Source organism: Caulobacter sp. GW821-FHT10C03 (genome assembly GCF_059415485.1).
Window position 1 is genome coordinate 228,932 of record NZ_JBWKNI010000006.1, and the last position, 16,013, is coordinate 244,944.

Annotated in this window: 18 protein-coding genes; 6 read left to right on the top strand and 12 right to left on the bottom strand. The window is 69.3% G+C overall.

Annotated elements, in window-relative coordinates:
- Positions 1–87: 87 nt before the first annotated feature.
- The 4 genes from AC07NG_RS10330 to AC07NG_RS10345 form a co-directional block, all read right to left on the bottom strand.
- Positions 88–885 carry a 3-hydroxybutyrate dehydrogenase gene (locus AC07NG_RS10330; RefSeq protein ID WP_487290371.1) on the bottom strand — a complete coding sequence of 266 codons (798 nt, stop codon included), beginning with the start codon at positions 883–885 and terminating at the stop codon, positions 88–90.
- Positions 886–989: 104 nt separating this feature from the next.
- Complete coding sequence (gene yaaA, locus AC07NG_RS10335) at positions 990–1,757, bottom strand: peroxide stress protein YaaA (protein WP_494593779.1); 768 nt, start codon at positions 1,755–1,757, stop codon at positions 990–992.
- Positions 1,758–1,838: 81 nt separating this feature from the next.
- The gene (map, locus tag AC07NG_RS10340) at positions 1,839–2,585 is read right to left on the bottom strand and encodes a type I methionyl aminopeptidase (protein ID WP_494593781.1); all 747 of its coding nucleotides are present in this window, start codon (positions 2,583–2,585) and stop codon (positions 1,839–1,841) included.
- Positions 2,582–2,824: a ParD-like family protein gene (locus AC07NG_RS10345; RefSeq protein WP_494593783.1), complete on the bottom strand. Its 243-nt coding sequence runs from the start codon at positions 2,822–2,824 to the stop codon at positions 2,582–2,584. The genes map and AC07NG_RS10345 overlap by 4 nt, the downstream gene beginning before the upstream one ends.
- A 141-nt stretch (positions 2,825–2,965) precedes the next feature.
- On the opposite strand from AC07NG_RS10345, the gene AC07NG_RS10350 reads away from it, so the two are divergent.
- Positions 2,966–3,784 carry a hypothetical protein gene (locus AC07NG_RS10350; RefSeq protein ID WP_494593784.1) on the top strand — a complete coding sequence of 273 codons (819 nt, stop codon included), beginning with the start codon at positions 2,966–2,968 and terminating at the stop codon, positions 3,782–3,784.
- A gap of 7 nt (positions 3,785–3,791) precedes the next feature.
- Here the strand turns inward: AC07NG_RS10350 and AC07NG_RS10355 are convergent, their stop codons facing one another.
- The gene (locus AC07NG_RS10355; protein ID WP_494593786.1) at positions 3,792–4,934 is read right to left on the bottom strand and encodes a lipase family protein; all 1,143 of its coding nucleotides are present in this window, start codon (positions 4,932–4,934) and stop codon (positions 3,792–3,794) included.
- Between the two features lie 145 nt (positions 4,935–5,079).
- Between AC07NG_RS10355 and AC07NG_RS10360 the strand changes: the two genes are divergently transcribed.
- Positions 5,080–5,388, top strand: a complete 309-nt coding sequence (locus AC07NG_RS10360) for a hypothetical protein (protein WP_494593788.1) — start codon at positions 5,080–5,082, stop codon at positions 5,386–5,388.
- Positions 5,389–5,586: 198 nt separating this feature from the next.
- Here the strand turns inward: AC07NG_RS10360 and AC07NG_RS10365 are convergent, their stop codons facing one another.
- Positions 5,587–6,996, bottom strand: a complete 1,410-nt coding sequence (locus AC07NG_RS10365) for an FAD-binding oxidoreductase (protein ID WP_494593790.1) — start codon at positions 6,994–6,996, stop codon at positions 5,587–5,589.
- Between the two features lie 217 nt (positions 6,997–7,213).
- Between AC07NG_RS10365 and AC07NG_RS10370 the strand changes: the two genes are divergently transcribed.
- Both AC07NG_RS10370 and AC07NG_RS10375 read left to right on the top strand, forming a co-directional pair.
- Positions 7,214–7,462 carry a hypothetical protein gene (locus tag AC07NG_RS10370; RefSeq protein WP_494593792.1) on the top strand — a complete coding sequence of 83 codons (249 nt, stop codon included), beginning with the start codon at positions 7,214–7,216 and terminating at the stop codon, positions 7,460–7,462.
- Position 7,463: 1 nt separating this feature from the next.
- Positions 7,464–8,030, top strand: coding sequence for a type II toxin-antitoxin system VapC family toxin (locus AC07NG_RS10375; protein ID WP_494593794.1), 567 nt, complete (start codon positions 7,464–7,466; stop codon positions 8,028–8,030).
- 156 nt (positions 8,031–8,186) lie between these two features.
- Here AC07NG_RS10375 and AC07NG_RS10380 read toward each other — a convergent pair whose 3' ends face one another.
- Both AC07NG_RS10380 and AC07NG_RS10385 read right to left on the bottom strand, forming a co-directional pair.
- The gene (locus AC07NG_RS10380) at positions 8,187–9,035 is read right to left on the bottom strand and encodes a prephenate dehydratase (RefSeq protein ID WP_494593796.1); all 849 of its coding nucleotides are present in this window, start codon (positions 9,033–9,035) and stop codon (positions 8,187–8,189) included.
- Positions 9,036–9,776 carry a 3-deoxy-manno-octulosonate cytidylyltransferase gene (locus AC07NG_RS10385; protein ID WP_494593798.1) on the bottom strand — a complete coding sequence of 247 codons (741 nt, stop codon included), beginning with the start codon at positions 9,774–9,776 and terminating at the stop codon, positions 9,036–9,038.
- A gap of 169 nt (positions 9,777–9,945) precedes the next feature.
- Here AC07NG_RS10385 and AC07NG_RS10390 point away from each other — a divergent pair, with 169 nt between their 5' ends.
- On the top strand, positions 9,946–10,617 hold the full coding sequence (locus AC07NG_RS10390) for a c-type cytochrome (protein WP_494593800.1): 672 nt from the start codon (positions 9,946–9,948) through the stop codon (positions 10,615–10,617).
- Positions 10,618–10,815: 198 nt separating this feature from the next.
- Here the strand turns inward: AC07NG_RS10390 and AC07NG_RS10395 are convergent, their stop codons facing one another.
- From AC07NG_RS10395 to AC07NG_RS10410, 4 genes are all read right to left on the bottom strand, one after another.
- Positions 10,816–11,787: an SDR family NAD(P)-dependent oxidoreductase gene (locus AC07NG_RS10395; RefSeq protein ID WP_494593801.1), complete on the bottom strand. Its 972-nt coding sequence runs from the start codon at positions 11,785–11,787 to the stop codon at positions 10,816–10,818.
- 169 nt (positions 11,788–11,956) lie between these two features.
- Positions 11,957–12,727, bottom strand: a complete 771-nt coding sequence (locus AC07NG_RS10400; protein ID WP_494593803.1) for an enoyl-CoA hydratase — start codon at positions 12,725–12,727, stop codon at positions 11,957–11,959.
- Complete coding sequence (locus tag AC07NG_RS10405; RefSeq protein WP_492853952.1) at positions 12,724–13,185, bottom strand: MarR family winged helix-turn-helix transcriptional regulator; 462 nt, start codon at positions 13,183–13,185, stop codon at positions 12,724–12,726. Before AC07NG_RS10405 ends, AC07NG_RS10400 begins: the two co-directional genes overlap by 4 nt.
- Before the next feature lie 259 nt (positions 13,186–13,444).
- Positions 13,445–14,524 carry an MBL fold metallo-hydrolase gene (locus AC07NG_RS10410; RefSeq protein ID WP_494593805.1) on the bottom strand — a complete coding sequence of 360 codons (1,080 nt, stop codon included), beginning with the start codon at positions 14,522–14,524 and terminating at the stop codon, positions 13,445–13,447.
- A 140-nt stretch (positions 14,525–14,664) separates the two neighbouring features.
- Here AC07NG_RS10410 and AC07NG_RS10415 point away from each other — a divergent pair, with 140 nt between their 5' ends.
- Positions 14,665–15,999 (top strand): hypothetical protein, encoded by a 1,335-nt coding sequence (locus AC07NG_RS10415; RefSeq protein ID WP_492853950.1) that lies wholly within the window; start codon positions 14,665–14,667, stop codon positions 15,997–15,999.
- Positions 16,000–16,013: the final 14 nt, after the last annotated feature.

Here is a 16,013-nt window from a genome sequence, read left to right on the forward strand (position 1 = left end):
GAGTCTGTGGGCCTGACGCGGGAAGCGCCTCATCCTGAACGTCAGCTTGGATCCCCGCTTTCGCGGGGATCTTACGGCTGAAAAGAGCTACTGCGCCGTCCAGCCGCCGTCGATGGCGAAGGAGGCGCCGTTGGCCGAGGCCCCCAGGTCGCTGACCAGGTACAGGAGCTGGCCCGACAGCTGCTCGAAGGTGACGAACTGCTTGGTCGGCTGGGCGGCCAGGATCACGTCCTTCATCACCGCCTCCTCGCTGATGCCGCGGGCCTTGGCCTGGTCGGTGATCTGGGCCTCGACCAGCGGGGTCTTCACGAAGCCGGGGCAGATGGCGTTGCAGGTGATGCCCTGCTGGGCCACTTCCAGGGCGATGGTCTTGGTCAGGCCCAGGATCCCGTGCTTGGCGGCCACATAGGCCGACTTGTAGGGCGAGGCGACCAGGCCGTGGGCCGAGGCGATGTTGACGATCCGCCCGCGGCCCTGCTCGCGCATGATCGGGATCGCCGCCTTCGACGCGTGGAAGGCCGACGACAGGTTGATGGCGATGATCAGGTCCCACTTGTCGTCGGGGAATTCCTCGACGGGGGCCACGTGCTGGACGCCGGCGTTGTTGACCAGGATGTCCAGCTCGCCGAACTCGGCCTTGGCGGCCTTGACCATGTCGGCGATCTCGACCGGCTTGGTCATGTCGGCGCCGTGGTACAGCACCTCGACGCCGTGCTTCTCGGCCAGTTCCGAGCGGGTGCGCTCGATGGCGGTCATTTCGCCCAGGCCGTTGAGCACGATGTTGACGCCTTGACCGGCGAGGGCGTCGGCCAGCGCATGGCCGATGCCGCTGGTCGAGCCGGTGACGATCGCGACCTGCCCCTGCAACCCGAAATCCACCGCCATGGCGCTCTCCTGCCGGCCGCTCGGGCCGCTTGAATTGTTGCAACGCAACATATAGCCCGCCGTTGCGAAAGAACGAGGGGCTATAAATTCATCGTTAGATGAATTCAGGGCTGCGGGCGAGCGAAAACCCAGTCGGCCTCGGTGGAGAGGTCGGGCCGGAAGCGGTAGCCGTCGCGGTCGAAGGCCTTGAGGTCGGCGGCCTTCTCGATGCGGCCGTCGATGATGTGGCGGGCCATGCGGCCGCGCGCCTTCTTGGCGTAGAAGCCCAGCACCTTCAGGGTTCCAGCCTTCTCTTCCTTGAAGTGGCAGGTGACCACCGGCAGCTTCAGGGCCTTGGCGTCGACGGCGCCGAAATATTCCTGGCTGGCCAGGTTCACCAGCGTCGGGTCCGCGTGGCCGGCGGCGGCCTCGTTGAGCGTCTTGGCGATGGTCTCGCCCCAGAAATCGTAGAGGGTGGCGCCGCGCTTGGTCTTCAGGCGGGTGCCCATCTCCAGGCGGTAGGGCTGCAGGGCGTCCAGCGGCCGCAGCACGCCATAGAGGCCCGACAGGATCCGCAGGTGGTCCTGCGCCCATTCCAGCGAGGCGCGGTCGAGTTCGCGCGCCGCCAGGCCGGCATAGACGTCGCCATTGAAGGCGATCACGGCCTGCAGCCCCTCTTCGACCTGCGGGTCGAAGTGCTGAAAGCGCTCGCGGTTCAGGTCGGCCAGCTTTTCGGAGATGTGCATCAGCCGGCGCAGGTCGGCGGCCGTCAGCTTGCGCGTGACCTTGGCCAGTTCGGCGATCTGCGGCTTCAGGGCCGGCGTCGTCAGCGGCAGCACCTCGCTGGGCGCGGTGAAGTCGAGCGACTTGGCGGGAGAGATGACCATCAGCATGGGGACGCAGATAGAGGCTTTGGCCCCGCTTCGCCAGCGGTGGCGGCTCATCGTGAGCCCGTAAGGGGCGCTATGCGCCCCTCAGGCCAGGGTCAGCACCAGCGGTCCGTTCCGCGTCGCCACCAGGGTGTGCTCGTACTGCACGGTGGGCTGGCCGCGCGGCGGACGCAGGGTCCAGCCGTCGTCCAGTTCCTCGACCCAGTCGGCGCCGAGCGACAGGAAGGGCTCGATGGTGAAGACCAGGCCCTCGGGGATGGTGCGACGGTCGCGCGGCTCGCGCCAGGTGGGGATCTCGCGGGGCTCGTCGTGCAGCGAGCGGCCGACCCCGTGGCTGGCCAGGTTGCGCACCAGGCTGTAGCCGTTCTTCTCGGCGAAGGTCTCGATGGCGCCGCCGATCGCGTTCAGCCGGCCGCCAGGCTGCACGGCCCGGATGCCCGCCCACATCGCCCGCCGCCCGTCGCGGCACAGGCGTTCGATGCGCTTGGACGTCGGCGGCACGGAAAAGCTGGCGCCGGTGTCGCCGAAATAGCCGTCCAGCTCGGCCGAGACGTCGATGTTGATCAGGTCGCCGGCCTTGATCACCGTGTCGCCGGGAATGCCGTGGGCGCAGTCGGGACCCACCGAGATGCAGGTCGCGCCGGGGAAATTGTAGGTCAGCTCCGGGGCCGAGCGCGCGCCGTCCTTCTCCAGCAGGGCGCGGCCGATGTCGTCCAGCTCCTTGGTGGTCATGCCCGGCTCCAAGGCCGCTCCCATGGCCGCCAGGGTGCGGGCCACCAGGGCGCCGATGACGCGCAGCTTCTCCAGCTGGTCTTCGTGCTCGATGGTCACGGCAGGGTCTCGATGGCCTTCGCCGCTTTGGGGCTGTCAGGCGCTGGATCGTCGCCGTCCACGCCGGCCTCCCGCAGCTCGCGCGCCACCAGTTCCTGGAAGGTCAGGTGCGGGTGCAGTTCGCACAGCATGCCGATCCTGATCCAGAACGCCGCCTGGCCGTTGATCGACCGGTACGACGCCTTGCTGGCCCGCCGCAGCTGCTCGTGCAGCTCGTCCTCGATGTTGACGATGCCCATGGGATATCTCGATCATATACGTTTCGTATATGCGATATATGGCCTGGGTGCGGGCGAGGCAAGCGATGAAGACGGCCAAGCTTGCCGCTGGACAATCGGCCCTCGTTCGCCTCACGGTTGGGCGCAGCGTGGGGCGAGTGCATGACGAGCGTGATGAAGCGGGCGGTGGCGCTGCTGCTGGTGGCGATGGCGCTGGCCGTGGCGGGGTGCAAGCCTCTGTCGTTGAGGAGCGATCCGGCCGCCGAGGCCGCTGCGCGCGCGGTCTATGACGACATCGCCGCCGGCCGGGCCGAGGCCGTGCGATCGCGGATGGCGCCGGAGGCCGCAAAGACGACCACGCCGGCCGCGATCCTGGCCCTGCGCCGTCTCGCGCCGCCGGCGGGGACGGTCGAGCGGCGGCTGATCACCTTCCAGGGGACCTTCGCGCCCGGCGTGGAGACGCTGGACCTGACCTACGAACTGCCTTTCCGCGACGAGGCCGTGCTCTATCACGTGCGGCTGGTGCGCGCCGACAAGACCCAGGCCTGGCGGCTCTGGGGCTGCGGCTTCAATCGCGCGAGCAACGCCGAACTGGCCAAGGGCGCCTTCACCCTAAGCGGCCGGACGCCTTTTCAGCTGGCGTTCCTGGCCGTCGTGGTGCTGTCGCCCCTCTTCATGCTGTGGGCGGCGGTCGCCGCCTTTCGGGCCCCGGGGTTGAAGCGAAAGTGGTTGTGGGTTCCGCTGTCGTTCCTCGGCGTCGGCGTCGCGTCGATCAACTGGACCACGGGCGCGGCGGGCTTCCAGCCGATACACATCGTGCTGCTCGGCGCCACGGCCAGCAAGCAGGGCTACGCCAACTTCTACCCGTGGATCCTGAAGTTCACCGTGCCGGTGGGCGCGGTGGCCGTCCACCTACGGGCCTGGAAGGCGCGGCGGGCCGCCAAGGTGACGGCGCCGCCGGCTCTCGATCAGGCAGCCTGAGGGCGGGCTATTCGGCCGCCGCCGACGATGTCGAAGCCTGCTGTCCCTTCGCCGCCGCGATCAGTTGGCGGGCGTGGGTCTGGACCTGGCGCAGGGTGGCGTTGGTCATGACCTGGGTGGTGTCGTTCAGCGCGTCGGTCACTCCGAAATAGGTCGGGTAGGCCGCCAGGTGGTTGGCGACGATCAGGCCGAAGAAGTCCTGCAGGCTGGCGTAGTCGATGTCCGGCGGGCTGGCCGCGAAGGTCTTGTGGGCGATCGGGGTGTAGGTCTTGAAGGCGAGCAGGCCGTCGGCCAGCAGGTCGATCGAGCCCAGCAGGGCGTCCATCTCCAGCTTGAACGCCAGGTCGCCGGTGTTGGTGAAGAAGCCCTTCAGATGCACGTCGTTCCAGGCGGTGGGCACGATGTCGTGGGCGTTGACGATGTCGGTGTTGAAGGGCGTCGGCCCGGTGTCGGCCGGCTGCGGGTAGAAGTGGGTGTAGAGGGCCGCGAAGTCCGGATTGCCGGGCGTCGGGCCGGCGCTGGGCAGGGCCAGGTGGGTGATCCCGGGGAACGGGCCGCCGTTCTGACCGATCACCGCCGTCGCCAGGGTCGGCGACAGCGCCCCGCCCAGGCTGTGGCCGGTGAAGATGATCGTGCCGCCGGTGTTGGCCTTGGCCCAGCTGGTGACGAAGGTCTGGATGCCGCCGCTCTTGGAGTCGGACATCGCCAGCAGGGCGGTGATGCCGGTGTGGGTGGCGTGCGAGATCTTCGGCGACGGCGCGCCGGTGAAGCCGCCGTTCCCATAGGCCCAGTCGACCTGGCGGACGATCGCGAAGTCCTCGGCCAGCCAGTCGTAGGCGTCGTCCTCGTTGGTGCCGGCCATGGCCACCACCAGGCAGGGCGCCCCGTTCACCGAGGCCTCGGCCGCGTACAGCAGGTTGTCGGCGTAGTAGAGCGCGGTCGGGTCGTCGCCGTCGTGGCTGGCGGCCTCGGGCCCCCAGACGACCGACCAGTCGGCGATCTGGCCGGCGTTGTCGGTGACGAAGGCGGCCACCGCCTGGGCCACGATGGCTTCCAGATTGGCCAGGGTGTCGACCTTGTCGCCGGCGGCGTTCGACAGCCAGGACAGGCAGAAGGCCTGCTGCTGCAGGGTCAGGCTCGAAGCGGGCATGATCGCCTCCCTATGTTGATTTTGATGGCGCGCGGCCCGGCCGTCGCCGAGGGCACGGTATCACGGTTTCAACTTGAGGATGTGATCTGTCGCACAAGGCGGCGCGGGGAATCCCCTTCGCCCGAAAATGCTCTAGGAAGGGGCCATGAACCAAACCCTCGCCCTCGCGGCCGCCCTGGCCTGGCCGCTGCCGATGATCGCCGCCCTCTACTTCGTGGCCCGCACCAAGGCGCTGAAGCTGCGGGTGATCTGGGCGGTGCTTGCCTTCGTCGGCGTCGGGGCGTTCTGGATGAAACCCTCGACCGGCGAGTGGGGCTTCGTTCCGTTCGCGATCAACATCCTGGGCCCGGGCGCGGCGGGCGGCCTGCTGAAGGCGACCTTCCCCGCCGGGGCGGTACTGTCGCTGATCATGGTCTATTTCGCCCGACGCAAGGCCAAGGCGGCCCAGGGCTAGGGCGTATCGACATTCAGCTGTTCGCGGCCTTCAAATCCGCGCATCCCCGCGCAGGCGGGGACCCAAGCTGGATTTCAGGATGAGGCGCGACCGTGGATCGACCGCAACCTCGGCTTGGATCCCCGCCTTCGCGGGGAGGCTCGGTGAAAAATGAGCTCAGGCCGGTGAATGTTGATCCAGCCCAGGGCCAGTGACGGCCTAGAACAGCACCCGCGGGTTCATGATCCGCTGCGGGTCGAGCGCCGCGCGGATCGCGCGCAGGGCGGCGACCTCGATGGGGTCCTTGTAGGCCAGAGCCTCGGCCGTCTTCATCGCGCCCAGGCCGTGTTCGGCGCTGATCGAGCCGGTGAAGCTGGCGGCGATGTCGTGGACGATGCGGGCGCCTTGCTCGCGCAGGGCGTCATGGGCGTCGTCGTCGCCGCCCTGGGCCTTCAGCACGTCGTAGTGCACGTTGCCGTCGCCCACATGGCCGAAGGCGACGATGCGGGTTCCGGGGAAGGCCTTGTCGATCGCCGCATTGGCCTGGCCGATGAACAGCGGAATCTTCGAGACCGGCACGCTGACGTCGTGCTTCCACACCGCGCCCTCGGGCTTCTGGCCGGCCGAGTGGCCTTCGCGGATGTGCCAGAAGTCCTTCATCTGGGTCTGCGTCTGGGCCACGGCCGCGTCGGCGATCAGGCCGGCCTCGAAGGCGCCGGCCAGCAGGCGTTCCAGCGCCGCCTCGGCCGCGCCGGGCTCGCCGCTGGCGATCTCGATCAGCACGTACCAGGGATGCTCCGTGGGCAGAGGATCTCGCAGGCCGGGCACGTTGCGCACGGTCAAAGCAAAGCCCAGGCGGCCCATCAGCTCGAAGGCCTCGACCGCGCCGCCGGTCTCGTCCTTGGCACGGGCGAGCAAGGTGATGGCGTCCTCGGGCGAGGCCAGGCCGACGATGGCCACGGCCCGCGAGGCCAGCGGCGCGTGCAGCTTCAGGGCCGCGGCGGTGACCACGCCCAGCGTGCCCTCGGCCCCGATCAGCAGCTGCTTGAGGTCGTAGCCGGTGTTGTCCTTGCGAAGGCGTTTCAGGCCGTTCCAGATCTCGCCGTTGGGCAGCACCGCTTCGATGCCCAGCACCTGCTCGCGCATCATGCCGTAGCGCAGCACGGCCGTGCCGCCGGCGTTGGTCGAGATCAGCCCGCCGATGGTGCACGAGCCTTCCGAAGCCACGCCCACCGTGAACCGCCGGCCGACGCTCGCCGCCTGCTGATGGGCCTCGTACAGGGTGACCCCGGCTTCCAGCACCATGACGTCGTCCAGGGCGTCGACGTCGCGCACCGCGCGCAGCTTTTCGGTCGACAGCAGGATCTCGCCCTGCGGGATCTGGCCGGCGACCAGGCCCGTGTTGCCGCCCTGCGGGGTGATCGCCACGCCCTCGGCCGCGCAGATGCCCACGACGGCGGCCACCTCGGCGGTGGTGCGCGGGGTGACCAGCAGCGGGGTCTCGCCCTTCCAGCGCCCGCGCCATTCCACCAGCTTCGGCGCCAGCCGCTCGGGATCCTGGCTCCATCCACCCTCGCCCAGCACGGACTTCAGGCGCGAGACGACATCTGCGGGAACGGGCTTGGTCATGGCCCGGGAGAATAGGGCGGAACGGGGAGGGGGTGAAGGCGCAGGACGCTTCAGGCCTATGCAGTTTTCGCATGTCGTTTATGCGGTTTTCGCGTATGTTGAACGAAATTGGAATTTCGTCCAACGAGGCTTTCAGATGGCGAAGAGGGAAATCGCTCCGTCGTCAACCGCCGTTACCGGCGCCTGGACCGTTCGGGATGAGCGGTCGGGCCGCTTCATGGAAACCCGCGTCGAAGCCGTAATGACCAGCGCCAAGCGGTCTGGTCTTTTGACTGAAAAGGACGGTCGCATCGGCGGCCGTCTCAGCGCCACCATCATCGCGCGGGCCAAGGCCAATACCGGCATCGCCACCGACACCGAGCTGCTGGAGTTCGCCCTGGCCAGCCTCGCCCTGGAAGACGGGTTCGCCGAGGCCTTCGAAGCGGTCGGCGGTACAGTGGATCCGGACCTGAAGCTCGGCTTCTGAGGTGGCGAGCTTCGACTTCGACGCCGCCCGGCGCTGGGCGCGTTTCGATCCGGGCCGCACCCTGGCCCGCCGCGCGGACGCCGACCTGCCGTTCGCCGACGCGGAAAACCTGGCCGGGGCGCCCCTGCTGCTCGACACCTGCGTCTATATCGACCGGATGCAGGGCCGCGCGCCCGACGTCGTCCGCACCTTGGTCGCAACGCGGCAGGTCAACCACGCGACCGTGGCCGTGCAGGAGCTGATGCACACGGTCGGGGTGCTGCGGCCCGACGATCCGCGCACGGCCGCCGCTATCGGGGCCATTGAGCGCCAGATCAAGGCTATGCCCGATCATCGTCTTTTCGAGCCCGACGCCGAGGTGCTGGGCCGCGCCGCCCTGCTGGCCGGGATGCTGTGCCGGCTGCAAGGCTACCGCGACGACGCGCGGCTGAAGGCCCTGCAGGATTGCGTGCTTTTCCTGCAGGCCCTGAAACTGGGCTTCACCGTGCTGACGGCCAACGTGCGGGAGTTCGACCTCCTGCTGCAGCTCGTGCCAGCGGGCAGGGTGCTGTTCTACCGGAAGGCTTGAGGGCGCGGAGAGGGGGGTCTCCGGAGGAGGTCGGGTGAGGGCGCGCGCAAACAGAAACGCCGCGACGGCGGGCGGGCTGTCGCGGCGTCTGAATTTTGAGAAACCCCTCATCCGTCGGCTTTCGCCGACACCTTCTCCCGCAAGGGGAGAAGGGGGTTATTTCCCGTCGCGGAACGGGTCGGCGGGGTAGACGCCCAGGATCTCGAACTTCTCGGAGAAGAACTGCAGCTCGTCGAAGGCCAGGGCCAGGCTGCGGTCTTCGGGGCGGCCATCGACCTCGGCGTAGAAGAAGGTGGCCGTGAAGGCGCCGTTCTCCATGTAGCTTTCCAGCTTGGTCATGTTGACGCCGTTGGTGGCGAAGCCGCCCAGGGCCTTGAACAGGGCCGCCGGCAGGTTGCGCACCCGGAAGACGAAGCTGGTCACGCAGCGGTGGGTGAACGACGGGGCCGGCGGGGCCGGGTCGGCGGTCATCACCAGGAAGCGGGTGGTGTTGTGGCGCTCGTCCTCGATGTCGCGGGCCAGGATGTCGAGGTCGTAGATCTCGGCGGCCAGGGCGGGGGCGACGGCGGCGCGGGTCGGGTCGGGCTTGGCGGCCAGGGCCTTGGCCGCGCCGGCGGTGTCGCCCGCGCCTTCCTTGGCCAGGCCCAGGCGCTTGAGGCTGTGGCGGCACTGGCTGAGCGCGATCGGCATCGAGACGGCGGTCGTCACGGTGTCCAGCGTCACGCCCTTGTTGGCCATCAGCTGGAAGCGGATCGGCTTGAAGCGCTCGCCGATGATCTTCAGGCCCGAGGCGGGCAGCAGGTGGTGGACGTCGGCCACCCGGCCGGCGATCGAGTTCTCGATCGGGATCATGCCCAGCTGGGCCGCGCCGGTCTTGATGGCCTCGAACGCCTCCTCGAAGGTGGCGCAGGGCAGCACTTCGTAGTCGGGGAAGTAGGTGCGGCACGCCTCGTGGCTGTTGGCGCCGGGTTCGCCCTGGAAGGCGATCTTCTTGAGGGTGCTCATCTAGCTTTCAGTCTTTTCGGCGTGGTCGCGCGCGGCCTGCAGGTCGGAAGGGTTGTCGACGGAGATCGGGGCCTCGCCCGCCACCGCCGCGCGGATCGTCAGGCCCAGCTCCATGGCCCGCAGCTGCTCCAGCTTCTCGCGCTTTTCCAGCGGCGAGGGGAGGGCGGCGTTGAACGCCTCCAGCGCCGCGCGGCGATAGCCGTAGATGCCGATGTGGCGCCAGACGGGCGCGTCGCCATAGAGGGTGGAGCGGGTGAAGTAGAGGGCGCGGCCGCTCTCTCCACTCGCGTCCATGGCCAGCACGGCCTTGACCACGTCGGGGTTGGACCGGTCGTCGGCCGAGGCTTCCGGCGCGACGACCGTGGCGATGTCGGCGTCGGCGTGGGCGGCCAGCTGGCCGGCGCAGGCGCTCAGCACCGCCGGGTCGACGAAGGGCATGTCGCCCTGCAGGTTGATGATCACGTCGTGGACGCCGTCCGGGTCCAGCACGGCCAGGGCCGCCAGGATGCGGTCGGAGCCCGAGGGCAGGGCCGGATCGGTCAGCACGGCGCGGCCGCCGGCGGCTTCCACCGCCGCCACGATCTCCGGATCGCCGGCCGCCACGGCCACCGGGCCGATGCCCGCGGCCTCCGCCTGGCGCAGCACGCGCACGATCATCGGCAGCCCGCCGATGTCGGCCAGCGGCTTGTTGGGGAGGCGGGTCGCCGCCATGCGGGCGGGGATGAGGACGATCGGGTTCATGGCGTACCGGAGTTGGGCGAAACGCGGTTCGCCCGGGTTGCGCACGGGGCGGTAGCGTGTCAGAGACCGGAGCGCAACATCGCGCGTGGGACGACCATGGGGGGACCCGCGCTCATAAATCGGCTCCGCCCACGTAAGGCGGGCCAATAAAGAGGCTGACAAGGCTGAGATGAGCGACCTTACGTTCAACAAGATTTTCGGCGGCGTGCTCCTGACCGGCCTGGTGATCTTCGGTCTGCGCGAGGCGTCCGACATCGTCTTCAAGAAGCACGAGGTCGAGAAGGCCGGCTACGAGATCGCCGTCCAGGAAGACACCGGCGGCGAGGGCGCGCCGGCCGCAGAGGTCCCGCCCGACTGGGGTTCGGTGATCCTGCTGCCCGCCAATATCGAGGCCGGCAAGGCCGTCGCGGCCAAGTGCGCCTCGTGCCACAACTTCGATTCGGGCGGCCCCAACGGCACCGGTCCCAACCTCTTCGGCACCCTGGGCAAGCATCCGGGCACGCACCCGGGCTTCGCCTATTCGTCGGCCATGACCGACTTCGGCGGCAAGAACCCGCAGTGGGACTACGACCATGTCGACCAGTTCCTCAAGGGTCCGCAGAAGTACATCTCGGGCACCAAGATGACCTTCGCGGGCCTGAAGAAGCAGGAAGACCGCATCGCCATCATCGCCTACCTGCACAGCCTGGGCTCGACCCTGCCCGTGCCGGCGCCCAAGCCGGCGGCGGCCGCCGCCGCTCCGGCTGCCGCGGCTCCGGCCGCGGAAGGCGCCGCGGCTCCGGCGGCTGGCGCTGCTCCGGCCCCGGTGGCCGCGGCTCCCGCCGCCCCGGCCCAGCACTGAGGCTCCAGACAGCCTGAAACCAAGAGCCCCGCCGGCGCGAACCGGCGGGGCTTTTTCATGATCCTTCTCCCCGCGACTCCTCCCCCGTGCAAACGGGGGAGGGGGACCACGAAGTGGTGGAGGGGGCGAGACTGGGCGGGGCAGCGGCGGTCGCCCCCTCCGTCACGTCGCCGATGGCGCCGCGCCACCTCCCCCGTTTCACGGGGGAGGAGCAGAGGTCTCCACCGACAGCGCCCACAGCCGCTCGGCCGCGTCCGGGTCCAGCGCGTGCGGCAGCACCCCGGCCCAGGGCTTGTCCTTGGTCCAGGCAACGGCCTGCTTGCAGTCTTCCAGATAGAGTCCGCCGACGCCGTCGAGTTCGGGGCCGACCGCCGCCCAGACGCTGGTGGCCGCGCCCTGCTGCGGGGTTTTGAAGCCGTCGCGCGGCTTGCCGTCCTCGCCGATCCAGCCCAGGGCGACCTGCTCCTCGATCGGCAGGTGGCGCTGCAGCGGGGTCATGATGCCGCCGGGCATGACGGCGTTGGCCCGCACGCCCAGGTCCTTGAACCGGGCGTCGAAGCCGACCGCGAACAGGCTGTTGGCGGTCTTGGCCTGGCCGTAGGCCTCCCACTTGTCGTAGGGCCGATGGCGGAAGTGCGGGTCCTCGAAATCCACGCCCGAGCGCCGGTGGCCGATCGACGACAGCGACACCAGGCGCGAGGGAACGCCCGATCCTTGCGCCCCCGCTATCAGGTTTTCCGCCAGCAGCGTCGACAGCGCGAAGTGGCCGAAGTGGTTGGTGCCGATCTGCATCTCCAGCCCGTCTTCGGTGTAGCCGAGCGGGCAGGCCATGACGCCGGCGTTGTTGATCAGCAGGTTCAGCGGCGCCTCGCCCCAGGTCTGAGCGAAGGCGCGCACCGAGGCCAGGCTGGAGAGGTCGAGCATCGCGAACCGGACCTTGCCGGGACCGGCCGTGCGTTCGATCTCGGCGACGGCTTGCGCGCCCAGGTCGGGCTTGCGGGCGGCGATCACCACCTCCGCGCCTGCTTCGGCCAGCGCCCGGGCGGTCTCGATCCCGATGCCGGTGGCCGCGCCGGTGACGATGGCGGTGCGGCCCGTGAGATCATGACCGGCGACCACCTCGCCGGCGGTGCTGCGGGCCCCGAAGGGCGAGACGATGCGGTCGGCCATGGCGAGGATCCTTGTCGGTCATGAGGAACCTCCCCCTGTGGGGGAGGCGATCGCGCAGCGATCGGTGGGGGGATTTTCCGCGAAGCCGGCCTATGCAGCGGAAGCTGAAAACGGCCCCCCTCCGTCGCCTTTGGCGACACCTCCCCCAGAGGGGGAGGATCTTTGTATCCTACCCCACCTTGCTGAAGTCCGGGGCTCGGCGTTCGGCGAAGGCCATGAACGCTTCGCGGGCCTCGGCGGTCTGCAGGCGCTCGGCGAACAGGGCGCCTTCCTTGTCCATCAGGTCGGCGATGGCCTCGGCGTCGCGCATCAGGCGCTTGGTGACGGTCAGGGCGCCCAGCGGGCGCTTGGCCAGCTGGTCGGCGGCGGCGCGGGCGCGGGCCCGCAGGTCTTCGGCCGGAACCACGGCGTTGGCCAGGCCCCAGGCGGCGGCGGTCGCACCGTCCACGGCCTCGCCCAGGGCGAACATGGCGTAGGCGCGGGCGTGGCCGATGCGGGCCGGCAGCAGCCAGCTCGACGCGGCCTCCGGGGCCAGGGCCAGGTTGACGAACGGCACGGTCAGGCGCGCGTCGGGGGCCACGAACACCAGGTCGCAGTGCAGCAGCATGGTCGTGCCCACGCCGACGGCCTGGCCGTGGACGGCGGCGACCAGCGGCCGGGTGGCGTTGGCCAGGGCTTTCAGGAACCGCCACACGTGGCGCTCCTCGGTGAAGGCGCCGGTGGCCTGGGCCACGAAGTCGCCCAGGTCGTTGCCAGCGCTGAAGCTGTCGCCGTCGCCCTGGAACACCACGACCCGGATCTCCGGATCGCGCTCGGCGCCCTCCAGGGCGTCGGCCAGGGCGCCGTACATGGCGTTGCTGAGGGCGTTCTTCTTGTCCGGGCGGGCCAGGGTGATGGTCAGGACGCCCGCCTCGCGGTCAATCTTCACGTGCTCGGTCATTGGGGAGCGTCTCCTTTGGGGAACTTGGTCTGCAGGCTCGAAAGCCAGCGGGCGACCACGGCGATCTCGTCGTCCGTGAAGCCTTCGGTGAGGTGGGCGTTGAGGTGGACGAGGCCGGCTTTCGCCTCCTCGCGGGCGGCGCGGCCGTGGTCGGTCAGGTGCAGGCGCAGGGCGCGGCCGTCCTTGGGATCGGGCCGGCGCTCGACCAGGCCGGCGCGGGTCATGCGGTCGACGAGGCCGGTCATGGCCGAGGGGGCCAGGTCCAGCGCCTCGGCCGCTTCGCCGATCAGCGCCCCGTCGGCGCCGCCCAGATAGAACAGCACCCCCGACTGGGCCGAGGTCAGGCCGTGCCGGTCGGCCGCCAGCTTGGCCTCGATCCAGCGCTGCACCCGCCGATGGCCGGAGGCGAGCAGGAAGACGAGGCGCTTGTCGGGGGCAGGGGCGGGGGGCGTCGACATGCGCCGACTATATGCTTCGTGTGCGGAATATCAAACGGGTGTTTTCCTACCTTGTCCCTCTCTCTTTGAGAGAGGGAGGGGCCCACGCCGAAGGCGTGGGAGGGTGAGAGGTAACAAACTCACCGAATGAAGCGCGGAGTTGCGACTTGGACGTCGGGTAGGTGGCTGCAGGTTCGGATTTGCCTGCTGGCGGTGAAACCTCTCACCCTCCCACCGCTTCGCGGCGGGCCCCTCCCTCTCTCTAAGAGAGAGGGAAATATCAAACCGCCCGATACCACCCCACGCCGGCCTCGTCCGCCTCGCGCACCGCCAGTCCGCGGCCGATCAGGCAGTTGAGGTGGGCCATGGCCTCGCCGGTGGCCATGCCCAGCACCTCCGGGCCGATCGGCCGGGCGAAGAGGGCGCCGAACGCGTCGATGGCGCGCTTGGGTTCGGCAAGCTTGCCGACCAGGCGGGAAAGGCCGCGCTCATGGCCGTTGATCAGCTGGTCGATGCGGGCGTGCAGGCCGCGGAAGGGGGCGTTGTGAGCTGGCAGCACCAGCACCTCGTCGGGCACGATCGCCTTGACCTTGGCCAGCGAGGTCAGCCAGTCGGTCAGCGGATCGGCGTCGGGCTCGGTGGGGAACACCGAGACGTTGGACGAGATCTTCGGCAGCACCTGGTCGCCCGAGATCAGCAGGCCCAGCGCCGGGCTCCACAGGCAGGCGTGGTCGGGCGAGTGGCCCTGGCCGGTCACCACCGTCCAGTCGTGCGCGCCGATGCGGAAGGTCTCGCCGTCCTCCATGCGCCTATAGCTGTCGGGCAGGGCGTGGATCGCCCGGCCAAAGCCGCCGAAGCGGGTCTTGTAGTTGTCGATGGCGTCCTCGTCCCAGCCGGCGGCGCGGAAGAACCGCACCCCGTCCTCGGGGGCCTCGCGGCCGGTGTCGGCCACCAGCATCCGGCACTGGAAGTATTCCAGCCTGGTCATCCACAGCCGGCAGTCGAAGCGGCGGGTCAGCCAGCCGGCCAGGCCCACATGGTCGGGGTGCAGGTGGGTGACGATGACGCGGGTCACCGGCCGTCCCTCCAGCGCCCCGGCGAAGGCGGCCTTCCAGGCCCCGCTGGTCTCCTTGGTGGCCATGCCGGTGTCGACGATCGTCCAGCCCTCGCCGTCGGTCAGCGCCCAGACATTGATGAAGCCCAGCGAGCCGCCCAGCGGCTGACGCAGCCACAGCACCCCCGGCGCGACCTCGACCGCCTGGCCCGAACCGGGCTCCGGCTCGACCTCGAACGGATAGGCTAGGCGCGGCCGGCGCGGCGATTCCGCGTCGCTGGCGGCCTCCTCGAACCCGTCGTTCATCGCCGTTTCACTCCCCTGCAGCCCATTTTTTATGGCCAAGCCGCGCCATGATTGCGCCCCTGTCGGACGACATCTTGACCCTAGATGCAAGCGGGCGCTTAAGTCCGCCGCGAGGAATTCACCCCCAGGAGACTACAGACATGAGGCCATTCGCGATCGGCCTGACGGCCGCCCTCGCGGTCGCCGTGCTCGTTCCGGCCGCCGTCCTTTCGGCGCCGAAGGATGCCAAGCCCGCCGCCGCCGCCGTCGACGCCAAGTCGCGTGAAACCGGCATGAAGGAAGCGCCGCCGCTGATGGCGCAGACGACCATCGCCTGCCAAGTGTCCGACGCGCGCCTGATCGGCGCTGACAAGAAGACCAGCACCTCCTACTACGAAGTCGCCTGCCAGGAAGGCATGGGCTACGCCATCGTGGCCAAGAAGGACGCCGCTCCGCAGGCGTTCAACTGCCTTGAGACCGGCCAGGTCGGCGCCGACGGCAAGGAATCGGGCCTCAAGTGCCTGCTGCCGGCCAACGCCGATCCCAAGCAGGGCCTGAAGCCCTACCTCGCCAAGGCCAGCGCCGCCTGCGACCTGCAGAACGCCCGCGCCATCGGCACCGGCAACAACAACTCGTTCTTCGAAGTCGCCTGTAAGGGCGGCGCCGGCTACATCGTCCAGGTCCCGGTCCCGATGAAGCTCGAAGGCACGGTGGCCAACAGCTGCCTGCTGTACGAAGAAACCGGCAACATCTCGTGCAAGCTGACCGACCGCGCCACCCAGCTGCAGGTCGTCGACACCCTGGCCGCCGCCGCCAACAACGGCTGCGCGGTGAAGGACAAGCGCTACATCCTGACCACCAAGACCGACAACTACTTCGAAGTCTCGTGCCAGGACGGCAAGGGCTATGTGCTGCAGCAGACCCTGGCCAGCGGCGCTCTCTCCCGCGCCATCGACTGCGCCAACGCCCCGGGCGGCGCCGAGTGCACCCTGACCGACAGCCGCGCGGCCAAGACCGAGCAGGCCGGCCTCTACACCAGCCTGGCCAAGAAGGCCGGCTTCGACTGCAAGGTCGAATCCTACGGCCTGTTCCCGTCGAACGACCCCAAGAAGGAAGTGGTCGAGCTGAAGTGCTCGAACCGTCCGGACGGCGGCATCGGCATGTTCTCGCCCACCGAGAACCGCGTCTATGACTGCCTGTTCTCGGAGCTGAACGGCTTCCGCTGCAGCTACACCAAGCCGAACGCGGTGTTCCCGCGCCTGTGGTCCGACCTGAAGGCCTACGGCAAGGGCAGCTGCGAGGTTTCCGACGCCCGGGTCATCGGCCGCACCGAGACCGACGGCTTCATCGAAGTCGCCTGCGCCGACGGCCTGCCGGGCTGGGTGATGTCCTACCCGCTGAACGCGCCCGCGCCCAAGCCGAAGGAACTCCTGTCCTGCCTGCAGGCCAAGGGCGTCGGCGGCGGCTGCAAGCTGCCGACCAACATCAAGAAGTAAGAGCTTTCCGGAGC